The following is a 13,501-nucleotide window of genomic DNA, read 5'->3' on the forward strand; positions in this document are numbered from 1 at the left end:
GTCACGCCAGCTCCTCGTGCCGGGCGGCGAACTTCGCCGTCATGTCGGTGTCCCACCAGATCGCGTACATCTCGAAGTCCCCGGCGCCGTCGTTGAGGATCCGGTGCTCGGTGCCGGGCTTGTGGAACTCGAGGTCGCCGGGGCGGAAGGGACGGCGCTCTCCCCCGGACTCGATGACCGCCTCGCCGCTGACGGCGATGAAGAGCTCGTACTCGTGATGGGAGTGCGCGCCCGTCGCGCCGTGCGCGGGCACCGTGACCCAGGCGCCCTCGAACGGCGCGTTCAGCGCCGCCCACGGCAGGAGCCGCTGGCCGTAGGCGCCGTTCTCGAAGACCATCTTTTCCCGCTCCAGCGGCCGGATCTCCATGACGTTCTCTTTCTTCTCGATGATCAGCGGGTGGCGACGACGGTGTCGGTGTCCTGCGTCGGCTGCGGCGGCACCTCGGGGGTTTCCCCGCGATGGGCGAGGATGTCCTGCAAGATGTCGTTGGCGCGCGGGGCGAGGACGCTGAGCAGCGAGTCCGCGATCCCGTGCGTCGCCTCGTTGACGCCTTGGAGGTAGACGGCCGCGGTGGCGGGCTGGTCGATCTCCAGCCGGTAGTCGCGGGTCACCTTGATCTCCGAGAGGCCGATCGCCTTCGCGATCTCCTGGACCATCCTCGGCATCTCCGGGGAGAAACCGGTGCCGAGCAGGACCAGGTCGGTACGCAGTTCCTGGGTCATCCCGGTCCGCCGGTCGGTCAGCTCCAGTACGATCTCGTCGCCCTCGTCGCGCGCGTCGGTGATGTCGCTCATCGTGATCATGTTCAGCCGCGACCGGCCGGAGAGGCGGTCCAGGTAGATCGACCGGTAGAGCGCGTCCATCGTGCCCGGCGCCAGCCCGGAGTAGTTCGTGTGGTGCATCTCCTTGAGCATCTGCTGGCGCGCCTCGGGCCGGGCACCGAAGAACGTGTCCACCTGGGCGGGAAAGAACAGTTCGTTGTTGAACTTGCTGCTTTCGTAGTAGTTCAGGCCGATCGAGCGCATCACCATGGTCGGCTTGCATTCGGGCAGGTCCTGCTGGACGGTGCTGAACAGTTCCGCGGCGCTCTGGCCCGCGCCGATCACCGCGACCCGGTACGGGAGATCCTTGCGCAGCTTGGCGATCCTCGGCAGGTACTGCGTGCTGTGGATGACGCGGTCCTGGTTCACCGCCCGCAGCAGGTCGGGGATCCGCGCGTCCCGGCCGGCGCCGACCACCAGGTACCGGCTGCGGATGATCTCGCCGTCGGCGACGCGGGTGTCCCAGCCGGTCAGCACGCCGTCCGTCCACACGGGAGTGATGTCGAGGCATTCACGGCCGCGCTGGAGGTCCACCAGGGCGAGCGATTCGGCCGTCCACTTGAGATAGTCGGCGAGTTCGACCCGGTACGGGACGAAGCTGCCCATGTTCACGAACTCGTTGAGCCGGTTGGTGGCGTGCAGGTAGTTGAGGAACGAGAAACGGCTGCGCGGGTTGCGCAGGGTCACCAGGTCCTTGAGGAACGAGACCTGCGACAGCGCCTCCGGCAGGAGCATGCCCCGCTGCCAGGAGACCTCCTCGTCGCGTTCGAGCAGGACCGACTCGCGGGCCAGGCCGGGCGCGAGTTCCTCCAGCGCCACGGCGAGTGCCAGGTTGGACGGTCCTGCTCCGACTGCGAGAAGCTCGACATCACGGTTCGCCATTGTTTGCTCCGCCATCGTTGTGAGTGCTTGGAAGGTGTTCTGCGGTGTCCGTGCGCGGTCAGCCACCGGCCGCCACCGAGGGCAGCAGGGGGTGCGCGGTCAGCCGGACCTGGGCCATGGCCTTGTCCAGCACCACTTCACAGTCGTCGGGGTCGCTGCCCGCGCAGATCACGTACGCGTGCCGCGAGATGAACTCCGCCGGCGGCAGCCGCATCCGCGCGCCCGGCTCGACGAGCGCGTCGGCGGTGAGGACCCCGTTGTCCCGCATGGAACCCGGGACGGACACCGACTCGACGACACAGTCCTGTTTGGGGTAACCGAACCGCACCCCGACCCACCGGGGCTCGGCCTCGTGCGGGATGTGGGGGCGCATGCCGAGCGCGACGTCGACCGCGGCGGCGCCCGGGTCGATCCCGGTCGCGAACCGGGCGAGCAACGGGATCAGGTCCCCGCCGAGCCTGCCGTTGATCTCCACGATCACCGGCCCCCGCTCGGTGAGCTTGAGTTCGGTGTGGGTGATGCCGTACCGGAAGTCGATCGCGGTGTGCGCGCGGGCCAGCGTCGAACGGAGCGCCGGGTCGGCGAGCAGCTCGTCCGCGGAGCTGACCAGATGGCCGAGCTCCTCGAAGTACGGGTGCATGCCGACCGTCTTGTGCGCCACGAACATCGGCGTGTACTCACCGTCCACGACGGCACCGTCCACACTGATCTCGGGGCCGGTCAGGTACTCCTCGACCAGCGCGCCGCCCCGGTACGCGGGAGAGCCGCCGAAGCTGGCGTCCTCCGCGGTCCGGAACGCCTTGCGGACCGCCTCCGCGTCCTCCGCGAAGCTGACGCCGATGCTGGCCCCGCCCCCGCGCGGCTTGACCACGACCGGGTACCCGATCCGGTCGGCCACGCGGACCGCCTGCTCTTCGTCCTGCACGAAACCGAAGTCCGGTTGCGCCACCCCGGCCGCGGTGAGCGTCCGGCGGTTGAGCCACTTGTCCCGGCAGCCCTCGATCGCGGAGATCCCCGCGCCCGGCAGACCGAGTTCGTCCGCGACGTGCGCCGCGGTCACGATCAGCGCCTCGTCCCACGACACCACGCCGAGCACCGGCGTCTTCGCGTCGACCGCGCGGGCCGCGGCCAGTACGGCGTCGCGGTCCTGCAGGTCCAGCACCGTGCCGCCGACGACGTACCGCTCCTGCCAGGTCGGCTCCGTCCCGTTGAACAGCCACAAGGGATGCCGGTGCCCGGCCGACGCCAACAGGTACTCCCGGTACGGCCGCATCCCGCAGCCGATCACCAGGACAACACCCTCCGCTGAGCTCATTCCCTCTCCCCACCAGCCCGTCGCTTCGTCGCGGGCTACTACATCCCGGGGATTGGTTGACCGGAACCCTTGATTCGGGCAGAACAATCAACGAGATGCGTGACGGGGCCGCGGGTGTTATGGGGATGCTCCGTCGTCAAGACCGACAGGAGGCAGGATGTTCGAACCACAGACAGCCGGCGGGAAGGTGCTCTGGCACTTCACGATGTCCCTGGACGGCTTCGTCGCCGGACCGGGGCACAGCATGGACTGGATGACCGGCACGACGTTCCGGCCGGGCCTGATCGAGGAGTACACCTCGACCACCGGCGCCGTCCTCGGTGGACGCGACGGCTGGGACGCCTACCCCGATCCGAGCGGGATCTACGGCGGCGCGTGGAAGGGCCCGTTGTTCGTCCTCACGCACCATCCCGAAGACGCGACGCCCACGGACGGCGTCACGTTCCTGGACTGCGGCCCGGCCGAAGCGGTCCGTATCGGACTGGAAGCGGCGGGCGGGAAGAACCTGGAGGTCTTCTCGCCGGACATCGGCCGCCAGCTGCTCGAACTCGGGTTGATCGACGAGATCGACCTGCACGTCGCGCCGGTCCTGCTCGGCGACGGCGTCCGGCTGTACGCCAATCCGGGCGGGCCGCCGATCCGGCTGCGCGGGGTCGGCACCGAGGATCCTTTCGCGTCCGTCGATGTCCGGTTCCGGCCGCTCTAGGGACGGGTTGGTCGTGAGTGGCGTTTCGGGTTGGGGCGTACTCGTATTCAGGTACCTACGCCTGACCTGCGTGGGTGGTGGTTCGACGGGTGTCGGGATCGACGGTGAAGACAGGCACCGACGGGGGCAGGATCCCGTGGGTATGTGAATGCAGGTTCGTTTCCATCGAGGGATAGGGCAAACTTGTCATGATCGGGTCTCTGCCATAAGGACCTTCTTCGCCCTGCTTCAAGAGGGGAAGCCTTCACGGCGTACGGATCTGGACTGACATGCCGTAGTCAGCCGCGTCTTGACTGACCACAAGGTACAGCCACCCTCGCCAATGCGCCCGTTTTGGGCGCTTTGCGCGAATCTGTGGATGCGATCGTGAGGGTCGAAGAGGTTTTGGCGGACTCGTGTGACGCTTGTGCCGGATGCCGGCGCGGTCGAGCGGGGAGGATTCCGGACGTTGAACGTCCGGAATCCTTCACCGTCGATACGGACATCAGACGGGATCGACCTCACCGGCCAGTCCGGAACCATATCGTCAAGGCCACGGCCTTGACGTCCACGCCATATTTGCTTTGTCCCTCAAGCCACTCACGACCCGTATGCGGCTCCTGGCGCACGCTCCGCGCGATCGACCAGCCGGCGCTCGTTCTCGAAGATCTCCTGGCACGCCCTCGTCGCTCGACTGGGTTTTCGTGAGTCCGGCGCTCAGGTTCGGCGCCCGGAGGCCCGGCGGGCAACCCGGCCGGTACCGGCTCGGCGACGACGTCGCGGTCGACCCGGAAGACGGCGCGGTCTTCCGCACCGGACCACGCCCTCGGTTCCGCAGACCTGATCGAGAAGGGCGAGCACCACCGGGCACACGTCAACCTCGGCCACTGACGAGGTTTGTCTAGTTCCGGTTGCCGTAGGACTGCTCGCAGGGATACCCGTCGCGGTCGGCGTCCCAGCTGAGCGGGCGCCCGGCGTTCACCCAGGCGTCGAACGCGTACGTGTACGAGAACCCTTGGGCGAACAGACGCTGGCACGACGTGAGCGAAGACCCCCGCGTGACCGTCACCGGTGGTTCCACCACGACCGTCGAAGTGGCGGGCGGCGCGACGACAGCGGTGGTCGTCGACGGCGGCACGACCTCCCGCACGACGGTGACCGGTGTCCCGGCGGTCGTCGTCCCGCAGCCGCCCAGTACCGCGGCGGCACCCGCCGACGCCAGCAGTGCCGCGACCATCCTGTTCATGTTCTCGCCTCCCGATGGAACCGCCGTGTCCTCACGAGAGGAGAACGGCGGTTTCACCGGCGGCATCACAACTTTCGCGCGATCGGAGCCGCAAGTCCCTGGAAGTCGGGAGCTTCGGCCCCGATCGGGCAGGGCCGGAATACCCTAGGACTGCGTGACGTTCACCATCCACGAGATGCCGAACTTGTCGGTACAGGCGCCGAATTCGTCGCCCCACATCTGCTTTTCGAACGGTACCGAAACAGTGCCTTCCGCGGACAGTTTCTCCCAGTATCCGCGCAATTCCTCGCCGTCATCACCGCTGAGGCTGACCGAAATGTTCGTACCGGGCTTGTGTTCCATTCCCGGCGGCGTGTCCGAAGCCATGATCGTGTAGCCACCCGGGGATTCGAGCTGGCTGTGCATGATCTGGTCCTCCACCGGCGAACCCGCCATACCGGACTCACCGAACGTATTCAGCGTCAGCTCTCCGCCGAACACCGACTTGTAGAACTCCATGGCCTGCCGGGCGTCACCGGCGAAGCTGATGTAAGGGTTGAGGCGGGTGGCCACTTGAACGCTCCTTCGGCTCGGGGTCACGAGCATCCTGGCAGACACCACCGAGCGCGACAACGCCTGAACTACGGCCGGGTGAATTCTTTCGCGTATCGGAAATTCAACCCCGTTCACCGAATGCGGTGAGCGATTTCCCCAACGCGCTCCGCTCAGGCGAGTGCCGCGAACTTCAGGCGGAAATTGTCCAGCGTCGCGGGCAATGGCCGCTCCGGTGCGAGGGACCGCGCCGGAAACCAGCTCGAAGCGGCGATCACGGATCAGGTGTGCCAGCATCGTGCTCGCGCAGAACAGCACCAGATCCCGGCCCGGGCAGATGGCCGGGCCGGCGCTGAAAGGAACCAGCGCGGGATTGGCCGCCGCGCTGCCGTCCAGCCAGATCGCGGGCTCGAAGCGATCGGCGTAAGGCAGGCGTTCCGGGTCGCAGTGGAAGAACGGGGTGAAGATCAGGACCGTCGTCCCCGCCGGGCCCCAGGCGGTCTCGGCCGTGCTCTCACGCAGCAGCGCCGGCGTGGTCGGCCACAGCCGGACCGATTCGAGGGCGCAGGCCCGCAGGTACGGAAGCTGGTTTGGCGCGTCCGGGCCGGCGGCGTCGACCTCTTCGGTGGCACGCTCCAGGGCGACGGGGTGGGTGGCGAGCAGCGCGAGCGCGCGGAAAGTGACGATCCCGGCGGCGTCGAAGGCGAAGAGCCAATGCGCGACCTGGTCGGCGATGACCTCCTTGGCGCGCTCGCCGGACGGCCCGGCCGACGCGATGGCCTCGGCGAGACTGCCCGGCGATCAAGAGGATCGTGCGGGCGCCCCTTTCGTCGGGCCGGCCGGACGGTTGCTCGACAGGGCTCTCGAGGAAGCGGGTTTCGACCGCCGGAAGATCTATGTCACCAACGCGGTCAAGCATTTCAAGTTCCAGCGCGACGAACGCGGCAAGCGGCGCATCCACAAGACGCCGTCGAAGACCGAGATCGTCGCGTGCCGCCCCTGGTTGCACGCGGAACGCACGGCGGTCCGCCCCGATCTGCTGATTTTCCTCGGCGCGACGGCGGCGAAGTCGCTGCTGGGAGACGATTTCCGCATCACCCGAAGCCGTGGCGAGCGGATCGACCTCGCCGAGTTCTCCACCACCGCGGTCGCCACTGTTCATCCATCGGCGGTGCTGCGCGCGCCGGACCGCGACGAGGCATATCGGGTCTTCGTCGCGGATCTCGTGGCAGCGCGCGATCGCTGAGTCAGGCCACCTCGGAACTGCGGCCACCGTCGTGCAGGCCGAGCATGTCCAGTAGCGTCGCGCAGTCCTCGGCGCTCGTCGCCCGCGAAGCGACGGCGAGGGCCGCTTTGCGGCGTACCGCCTCCTGCTCGGGCGTGTCCTGGCCTTCCGGCATCAGGTCGGGCACCGGGTGCAAGCCCAGTTCGTTGTTCATCGGTTCCCCCTTGTGTAAAGGACGACGTATCCTTCTGATACCCGCGATCGCGGGGTTGAACACAGGTGTCCCTGTTCGGGTGCACAGAGACACAACAGCCTTACTCCGTCCGTGTGATTCAGCCTCGCAACGCCGGGAGTAGCGTCTCCTCAGCGAACCGAAGGAAGGGTTCCTGCTGGTCGCCGCCGATCTGGATCAGGGCGAGGTCGGTGAACCCGGCCGCCTCGAACTCGCCGACCTGCTTGACGATCCGGTCGACGTCCGGTCCGCAGGGAATCGCCTCCGCGACGTCCTCCGGCTTGACGAACTGGGTGGCGCCGGCGAATCCCGCGGGCCCAGGCAGTTCGGCGTTGACCTTCCAGCCACCGGCGAACCAGCGGAACTGCTCGTGCGCCCGCCGGATCGCGGCGTCGCGATCCTCGCCCCAGGACACCGGCAACTGGGCGATCTTCCTGGACGGCGCGCCGCCGAGTTTGGTGGCGTCCCATTCGCGGCCCAGTGAGGCGTCCGCCTCCACCGCGATCATCGCGTCGGCGAGCGGCGCGAACCGGGTCACCGACTGCGAGCCGGACACCGCGACGGCGATCGGGACGCGCTGTTCCGGGAGGTCCCAGAGTTTCGCCGAGTCCACCCGGAAGTGGTCACCCGCGTAGTTGAAGTACCCGCCGTCGAACAGTCCGCCGATGATCTGGACCGCTTCGGCGAGCATCTCGTGGCGGACGTTCGCCGGCGGCCAGCCGCGGCCGACGACGTGCTCGTTCAGGTTCTCCCCCGCGCCGAGGCCGAGGGTGAACCGGCCGTCCGACAGCGCCTGGACGGTCGCCGCCTTCTGCGCCACCACCGCCGGGTGATAGCGCATGGTCGGGCACGTGACGAAGGTCATCAGCTCGACCCGGTCGGTGCTCTGGGTGACCGCTCCCAGCACGCTCCACGCGTACGGCGAATGGCCCTGCTCATTCAGCCACGGCGAGTAATGGTCGCTCATCACCTCGAAGTCGAACCCGGCCCTCTCGGCTCCGGCGGCGTACTCCACCAGGCTCTTCGGCCCGGCCTGTTCGGTCATGAGCGTGTAGCCGATGCGCATCGACTCCTCCTTCGCGTCTGACCTCCGCATACCCGGCCGCTCCCGGGATCAACCGGACGTTTATCCGGCGAATCGAACGGGGTACTTGACCCGGGAAGAGAGGAGCCGCGATGCCCCAGCAGAGTTGGAGCGACAAACGAGAACGTCAGTACGAACACATCAAGGATTCGGCGAAGGACCGGGGTGCGAGCACCGACCGGGCCGAGGAGATCGCCGCGCGCACGGTCAACAAGAACCGCGCGCAGGCGGGCGAGTCCCGCGAGGCGAGCCGGACGTCCACGCAGGACATGTCGCCGCAACGGCGGGGAGGAAAACGATCCGGCAACCGTCAGGGCCCGAATGGCCCTACCAAAGACCAGCTTTACAACGAAGCGAAGAAACGCAACGTCAAGGGCAGGTCGAAGATGTCCAAGAAGGAGCTTCAGCGCGCCCTCGGCCGTTGATCACGCCTCCCGCGGCGGAACCCCGCCGCGGATATTTCACGGCCACGGACGGATAGGTTTCGTAATGGATGCACACGGACGGGGAAGCCTGACCCCTCAAACCCGGCCCCTGTCGGACGCTCTGTCCGACCGGGTCGAGCTTTGCCTGCCCGCCGAGGCGGAACAGATCCCGCTCGTCCGCACGCTCACCCACGGTGTGGTCTCGCGTGCGGACTTCGGCCTGGACGCCATTTCGGACGCGAAGATGGCTGTCGACGAGGCTTGTTCCCAGCTCGTCCAGCCCGCCGAACTGGGAGCTGTTCTCTGCTGTGTCTTTCACGAGGTATCGGACGGGATAGCCGTCTCGATCTCGACACGGACGGCGAAGCCTTTCCTGCCGAGCGAGACGACGTTCGGCTGGCACGTCCTGACCACCTTGACCGGCTCGGTGACGGCGCACTGCGAGCCGATCCCCGGGGAGCTGGGGGGTACGACGACGATCGAGCTCGTCCTGGCCCCGGGAACGAGCGACGGGTGAGTGGCGGGCGCAAGACTCCCACCCGGCAAGCGGACGACTACGCGCACTGCGAGCCGCTCTTCCAAGAGATGGTCTCCCTGCCAGAGGACTCCCGGCGCCGCCCGGCCCTGCGGGCCCGCCTGGTCACCGAGCTGCTGCCGCTCGCCGAGCACATCGCCACCAGGTTCTCCGGCCGGGGCGAGCCCCGCGAAGATCTGGTGCAGGTGGCCCGGATCGGCCTGATCAACGCCGTCGACCGCTTCGATCCCGGCCGTGGGCACGACTTCCTCTCGTTCGCCGTGCCCACGATCATGGGCGAGGTCCGGCGGCATTTCCGGGACACCGGATGGTCGGTCCGGGTACCGAGGCGGCTCAAGGAGCTGCACGTCTCGCTCAGCCAGGGCACGGCGGCGCTGTCTCAGCGGCTCGGCCGCGCTCCGACACCGACCGAGCTCGCGGAGTACCTGGGACTCGAGGTCAACGAAGTACGCGAAGGGCTGCTCGCCGGCCAGGCGTACCAGACGTTGTCGGTCGACAAGCCGGTGCACGACGACGCCACCGAAGCCCTCTCGCTCGCCGACACGATCGGCGAGGAAGACCACGAGATGGCCCTGGTGGAGAACCACGAGGCGCTGCAGCCGCTGCTGCGGGAACTCCCGAAACGGGAACGCGCGATCCTCGTGATGCGGTTCTTCGGCGGATACACGCAGACGCAGATCGCGGAGCGGGTCGGCATCTCGCAGATGCACGTTTCGCGGCTTCTCTCGCAGACGCTGGAGCAGCTACGGGGAAAGCTCTCCGAGTAGGCCTACTACGGACCCCAAGCATGTGAAGGCCTCCTTTCCCTCGGCTCAGCGGAGGGAAAGGAGGCCTTCACGCGCATCCCGGGCGGCAGCCGCATCCGGGAAGGTGCCACCTACGGCGTCGTGTACGGCGCCTGCTGCTCGATCGACGGGCTCGCGGCCGGGTAACGGCCTTCCTGACCGGGTACCGGCGTCACCGTCGTGCCCTGCTGTTCGGGCTCGACACGCTGCTTGGGGCGGTTGATGACCGCTTCGGCCTCCTGCTCGCCGCGGATCCGCGAAAGCACGCTGAGCGTGATCGCGTGCGCGATGGCCAGGACCAGCAGCAGCACACCCAGCCTGCCCACCACACCCGGAAGGTCGCTGCCTCCGAGGTCGATGGTCGACAGCAGCGCCAGCACGCCCAGTGTCGCGAGGTGGAACAGCACCGTCACGAGCCACGTCATGGACGCCCCGGCGGCGGGATCCCCGTAGGAACCCCGCAGGTAGCGCTTGCCACTCTGGTAGATGATCAGACCGTCGAGCATGACCAGGGCCACCCCGATGACGAGGAAGGCCACGTACGCGTTGGTAGTCATGCCGAAACGCTCCCTTCGTTGTGGACCTCACCCCATGAGATACCCGGGTCAGCTGCCGGGGCGGTCCACGTCACCGCGCCACGCGCCGGATTCGTGGCCGCGGCTCTCGATGAACTCCTTGAACCGCTTCATGTCTCCCTTGATCCGGCGGTCGAGCACGCCGAGTTTGTCGGCGACGTTCTCGGCGAAGCCCTCCGGATCGATGTCCATCTGCGCCGTGACACGGGTCTTGTTGTCGTCCAGGCGATGGAAAGTGATGACGCCCGCGTGGTCGGGACCGGAGTCCGACGTCCACGCGACCCGTTCTTCGGGATGCTGTTCGGTGATGGTCGCGTCGAATTCCCGGCTCACACCACCGAACTTGGTCACCCAGTGGGTGTGGGTCGCGTCGATCTGACGAATCTCCTCGACACCCTCCATGAAGTTCGGGAAGGTCTCGAACTGGGTCCACTGGTTGTACGCGGTCTTCACCGGGACTTCGACGTCCACCATTTCGGTGATCGTGCTCATGCATCCTCCCGTCGGTTGGGTGCTTTTCGGGCGGGCAATCCCCGGCTACCCGACGCTCGGCGCCGCAAAACACACCGTGATTGATCCCGCGCACCGCCGGGTACACGGCGGGCAGAACGCTGCAAGGAGGTGCTCCATGATCGAAGAAGCCCACCGGAAGCCGTCCGGGGAACGGTCGGTCGGCGAACTGGTCTCCGACCTGGGCGACGAGGTCAAACGCCTGGTGCGGGACGAAATGCGGCTGGCTGTGTTCGAACTGCGGGGCAAAGGGAAGCGGATGGGACTCGGCGCCGGGCTGTTCGGCGCGGCCGGGATCTTCGCGCTCTTCGGCCTGGCGACCTTGATCGCCGCGGTGGTGCTGGCGCTCGCCCTGGTCATGCCCGCGTGGCTGGCGGCCGTGGTGACCGGCGCGGCGCTGCTCCTGATCGGCGGCCTCGCGGCCCTCGTCGGCAAGAAGGAAGTCGCGAGCGCGACGCCACCGGTGCCGGAGGAGGCCATCGAGGGCGTCCGCGAGGATGTGGACACCGTCAAACAAGGAGTGCGCTCATGACAGATTTCCCCAAGAACGCCGAAGAAGCCCGGACCGATCGCGACGTGACCCGCGAGGAGCTCACCGAAACACTCGACGCGCTGGGCAAGAAAATGGACGTGAAGTCGAGGGTCAACGACACCCTCGACGCCAAAGTGGACGAAGCCAGCGCCAAGATCTCCGAGAAGGTTTCCGAGCCCGCGGCGGACAAGTTCCGTCAGGGCACCGAAGTCGTCCGCGCGAATCCCCTTCCCGTCTTCGCCGGAGTGCTCGCCCTGCTGGTGGCGATCCGGCTGATCCTGCGAAAGAGGTCGTCGTGAACAAGGTTCTCTACAAACCGCTCAACATGGCCGTGAGCGCCGCGGGCGGTGTCCTCGCCGGGATCGCGTTCAAGCAGATCTGGAAACGCGTGAGCGGTGAGGAAGACGCACCGAACGCCACGGACCGGGATTTCACCTGGACCCAGGTGATCATCGCGGCGGCCGCACAAGGCGCGATCTTCGGCGCGGTGAAGGCGGCCACCGAACGGGCGGGCGCGGTCGGCTACCGCAAGGCGACCGGCGACTGGCCCACAAAGGACTGACGATGCGCGTAGTGATCATCGGGGGCGGGTTCGCCGGCTACAACGCCGCCAAGACCCTGCTCAAGTCGGTGGGCGAAGACACCGAGATCGTCGTGCTGAATCCGACCGACTACTTCCTCTATCTCCCCTTGCTGCCCGAAGTGGCCGCCGGGATCCTCGAACCGCGGCGGATCTCGGTGTCCATCCCCGCCACGTTGCGCGGGGTGCGCCTGGTGCTCGGCACCGCGACGGCGGTGGACTTCGGCGGCCGCAGTGTGAGCTACACCGACCCCGAGGACCGAGAGCACTCGATCGGCTACGACCGTCTCGTGCTCGCCGCCGGCAGCGTCAACAAGCTGCTCCCGATCCCCGGCGTGCCCGAGTACGCCCATGGCTTCCGGGGGCTGCCCGAGGCGCTCTACCTGCGGGACCACGTCACCCGGCAGATTGAACTCGCCGCCTCCGCGAAGGATCCGGCCGAACGCGACGCGCGCTGCACGTTCGTCGTGGTCGGCGCCGGGTACACCGGCACCGAGGTCGCCGCGCAGGGTCCGGCGTTCACCGCCGCCCTCGCCGCCCGCCATCCCGAGCTGAACGGCCAGAAGATCCGCTGGCTGCTGCTCGACGTCGCCGACCGGGTCCTGCCGGAGCTCGACAAGCGGCTCGGCGCCACCGCGGACGAGGTGTTGCGGGCCCGCGGCGTCGAGGTGCTGATGAAGACGTCGATCGACAACGCCGGCGCGAAGGGGGTCACGCTGACCTCCGGCGAATCCGTGCCGACGCACACGCTGGTGTGGTGCGTCGGGGTCCGGCCGGATCCGCTGGTCGAGGCCCTGGGGCTGAAGACGGCCAAGGGCAGGCTCGTCGTGACGGCGCAGCTGAACGTCCCGGGGCGACGCGACGTCTACGCCTGCGGGGACGCGGCCGCCGTCCCGGATCTGACCAGGCCCGGCGAATACACGCCGATGACCGCCCAGCACGCCGAACGCCAGGGCAAGCTCGCCGGACGGAACGTGGCCGCGTCTCTCGGGCACGGCTCTCATCGCATCTACCGGCACAACGATCTCGGCTTCGTCGTCGACCTCGGTGCCCATCAGGCGGCGGCGAATCCCTTGCACATCCCGCTTTCCGGGCTCGCCGCCAAGGCGGTCACGCGCGGCTACCATCTGCTGGCCATGCCGGGCAACCGGGTGCGCACCGTCACCGACTGGGCGCTGGAGGCGATCACGAAACGCCAGACCGTCCAATTAGGACTCGTCCGGTCGGCTTCGGTGCCGCTGGACACCGATTCCCCGGAACTTCCGCGCACGTACCGCTGAGGAGGGACCATGCCCGCCGAACCCGATCCCGTCCGCGCCGAGGGCCCGCCGGTGGTGAACGACGGCGAGGACGAACGGGCGAAGGCTCCTGGTCCTCGACCCCGCGGGCGAGGGCAAGAACGGCGAACTCCCGGCGACCTGGCGCCCGCTCGCGGCCCGGCGCCGGATCATCTGGTGCAGGCTGCCGGTCGACGGCGCCCTCGGCCAGGCCGACGACCTGCTCGGGGACACGGAAGCCGGCGACCCGCCGAGCGACG

18 protein-coding genes and 1 pseudogene are annotated in these 13,501 nt (G+C 68.0%); 9 read left to right on the plus strand and 10 right to left on the minus strand.

Annotation, left to right across the window (positions count from 1 at the left end; all coding sequences use genetic code 11):
• Position 1: 1 nt before the first annotated feature.
• From AB0N89_RS04660 to AB0N89_RS04670, 3 genes are read right to left on the minus strand one after another with little or no spacing between them, the layout of a single operon-like run.
• A complete protein-coding gene (locus AB0N89_RS04660; RefSeq protein ID WP_364200184.1) occupies positions 2–367 on the minus strand; it encodes a cupin domain-containing protein in 366 nt (121 codons plus the stop codon).
• Positions 368–390: 23 nt separating this feature from the next.
• Complete coding sequence (locus AB0N89_RS04665) at positions 391–1,704, minus strand: SidA/IucD/PvdA family monooxygenase (protein ID WP_364200186.1); 1,314 nt, start codon at positions 1,702–1,704, stop codon at positions 391–393.
• A gap of 58 nt (positions 1,705–1,762) precedes the next feature.
• A complete protein-coding gene (locus AB0N89_RS04670; RefSeq protein ID WP_364200188.1) occupies positions 1,763–3,019 on the minus strand; it encodes an ATP-grasp domain-containing protein in 1,257 nt (418 codons plus the stop codon).
• Positions 3,020–3,176: 157 nt separating this feature from the next.
• On the opposite strand from AB0N89_RS04670, the gene AB0N89_RS04675 reads away from it, so the two are divergent.
• Positions 3,177–3,725 carry a dihydrofolate reductase family protein gene (locus AB0N89_RS04675; protein WP_364200190.1) on the plus strand — a complete coding sequence of 183 codons (549 nt, stop codon included), beginning with the start codon at positions 3,177–3,179 and terminating at the stop codon, positions 3,723–3,725.
• An 880-nt stretch (positions 3,726–4,605) separates the two neighbouring features.
• On the opposite strand, the gene AB0N89_RS04680 is transcribed toward AB0N89_RS04675, so the two are convergent.
• The 3 genes and pseudogenes from AB0N89_RS04680 to AB0N89_RS04690 form a co-directional block, all read right to left on the minus strand.
• Positions 4,606–4,950, minus strand: a complete 345-nt coding sequence (locus AB0N89_RS04680; RefSeq protein WP_364200192.1) for a hypothetical protein — start codon at positions 4,948–4,950, stop codon at positions 4,606–4,608.
• A gap of 144 nt (positions 4,951–5,094) precedes the next feature.
• Positions 5,095–5,502 carry a VOC family protein gene (locus AB0N89_RS04685; protein ID WP_364200455.1) on the minus strand — a complete coding sequence of 136 codons (408 nt, stop codon included), beginning with the start codon at positions 5,500–5,502 and terminating at the stop codon, positions 5,095–5,097.
• A gap of 291 nt (positions 5,503–5,793) precedes the next feature.
• Positions 5,794–6,102, minus strand: a pseudogene (locus tag AB0N89_RS04690) (cytochrome P450); the annotation flags it as partial.
• Between AB0N89_RS04690 and AB0N89_RS04695 the strand changes: the two are divergent.
• Positions 5,990–6,727 carry a UdgX family uracil-DNA binding protein gene (locus tag AB0N89_RS04695; protein WP_364200457.1) on the plus strand — a complete coding sequence of 246 codons (738 nt, stop codon included), beginning with the start codon at positions 5,990–5,992 and terminating at the stop codon, positions 6,725–6,727. The pseudogene AB0N89_RS04690 and the gene AB0N89_RS04695 overlap by 113 nt on opposite strands.
• A gap of 1 nt (position 6,728) precedes the next feature.
• On the opposite strand, the gene AB0N89_RS04700 is transcribed toward AB0N89_RS04695, so the two are convergent.
• Together AB0N89_RS04700 and AB0N89_RS04705 are read right to left on the minus strand one after the other, a co-directional pair.
• Entirely contained in the window at positions 6,729–6,920 is a 192-nt protein-coding gene (locus AB0N89_RS04700) for a hypothetical protein (RefSeq protein ID WP_364200194.1), read from the minus strand.
• Between the two features lie 118 nt (positions 6,921–7,038).
• Positions 7,039–8,004 carry a TIGR03557 family F420-dependent LLM class oxidoreductase gene (locus AB0N89_RS04705; RefSeq protein WP_364200196.1) on the minus strand — a complete coding sequence of 322 codons (966 nt, stop codon included), beginning with the start codon at positions 8,002–8,004 and terminating at the stop codon, positions 7,039–7,041.
• Positions 8,005–8,114: 110 nt separating this feature from the next.
• Between AB0N89_RS04705 and AB0N89_RS04710 the strand changes: the two genes are divergently transcribed.
• The 3 genes from AB0N89_RS04710 to AB0N89_RS04720 all read left to right on the plus strand — a co-directional run bounded on the left by AB0N89_RS04710 (position 8,115) and on the right by AB0N89_RS04720 (position 9,749).
• A complete protein-coding gene (locus AB0N89_RS04710; RefSeq protein WP_364200198.1) occupies positions 8,115–8,447 on the plus strand; it encodes a plasmid stabilization protein in 333 nt (110 codons plus the stop codon).
• Positions 8,448–8,511: 64 nt separating this feature from the next.
• Positions 8,512–8,964 carry an anti-sigma factor gene (locus AB0N89_RS04715; protein WP_364200200.1) on the plus strand — a complete coding sequence of 151 codons (453 nt, stop codon included), beginning with the start codon at positions 8,512–8,514 and terminating at the stop codon, positions 8,962–8,964.
• Positions 8,961–9,749 carry a SigB/SigF/SigG family RNA polymerase sigma factor gene (locus tag AB0N89_RS04720; RefSeq protein WP_364200202.1) on the plus strand — a complete coding sequence of 263 codons (789 nt, stop codon included), beginning with the start codon at positions 8,961–8,963 and terminating at the stop codon, positions 9,747–9,749. The genes AB0N89_RS04715 and AB0N89_RS04720 overlap by 4 nt, the downstream gene beginning before the upstream one ends.
• A 110-nt stretch (positions 9,750–9,859) precedes the next feature.
• Here AB0N89_RS04720 and AB0N89_RS04725 read toward each other — a convergent pair whose 3' ends face one another.
• Together AB0N89_RS04725 and AB0N89_RS04730 are read right to left on the minus strand one after the other, a co-directional pair.
• Positions 9,860–10,324 carry a hypothetical protein gene (locus AB0N89_RS04725; protein WP_364200204.1) on the minus strand — a complete coding sequence of 155 codons (465 nt, stop codon included), beginning with the start codon at positions 10,322–10,324 and terminating at the stop codon, positions 9,860–9,862.
• A 48-nt stretch (positions 10,325–10,372) separates the two neighbouring features.
• Positions 10,373–10,834: an SRPBCC family protein gene (locus tag AB0N89_RS04730; RefSeq protein WP_364200206.1), complete on the minus strand. Its 462-nt coding sequence runs from the start codon at positions 10,832–10,834 to the stop codon at positions 10,373–10,375.
• 136 nt (positions 10,835–10,970) lie between these two features.
• On the opposite strand from AB0N89_RS04730, the gene AB0N89_RS04735 reads away from it, so the two are divergent.
• The 4 genes from AB0N89_RS04735 to AB0N89_RS04750 are packed head-to-tail and all read left to right on the plus strand — an operon-like array spanning position 10,971 to position 13,244.
• A complete protein-coding gene (locus AB0N89_RS04735; protein WP_364200208.1) occupies positions 10,971–11,384 on the plus strand; it encodes a phage holin family protein in 414 nt (137 codons plus the stop codon).
• Complete coding sequence (locus tag AB0N89_RS04740; protein WP_364200210.1) at positions 11,381–11,683, plus strand: DUF3618 domain-containing protein; 303 nt, start codon at positions 11,381–11,383, stop codon at positions 11,681–11,683. The genes AB0N89_RS04735 and AB0N89_RS04740 overlap by 4 nt, the downstream gene beginning before the upstream one ends.
• Complete coding sequence (locus tag AB0N89_RS04745; RefSeq protein ID WP_364200212.1) at positions 11,680–11,946, plus strand: DUF4235 domain-containing protein; 267 nt, start codon at positions 11,680–11,682, stop codon at positions 11,944–11,946. Before AB0N89_RS04740 ends, AB0N89_RS04745 begins: the two co-directional genes overlap by 4 nt.
• A 2-nt stretch (positions 11,947–11,948) precedes the next feature.
• Positions 11,949–13,244, plus strand: a complete 1,296-nt coding sequence (locus tag AB0N89_RS04750; RefSeq protein WP_364200214.1) for an NAD(P)/FAD-dependent oxidoreductase — start codon at positions 11,949–11,951, stop codon at positions 13,242–13,244.
• Positions 13,245–13,501 lie beyond the last annotated feature (257 nt).

Origin of the sequence: Amycolatopsis sp. NPDC089917 (assembly GCF_040684635.1) — a bacterium.
Taxonomy (GTDB): domain Bacteria; phylum Actinomycetota; class Actinomycetes; order Mycobacteriales; family Pseudonocardiaceae; genus Amycolatopsis.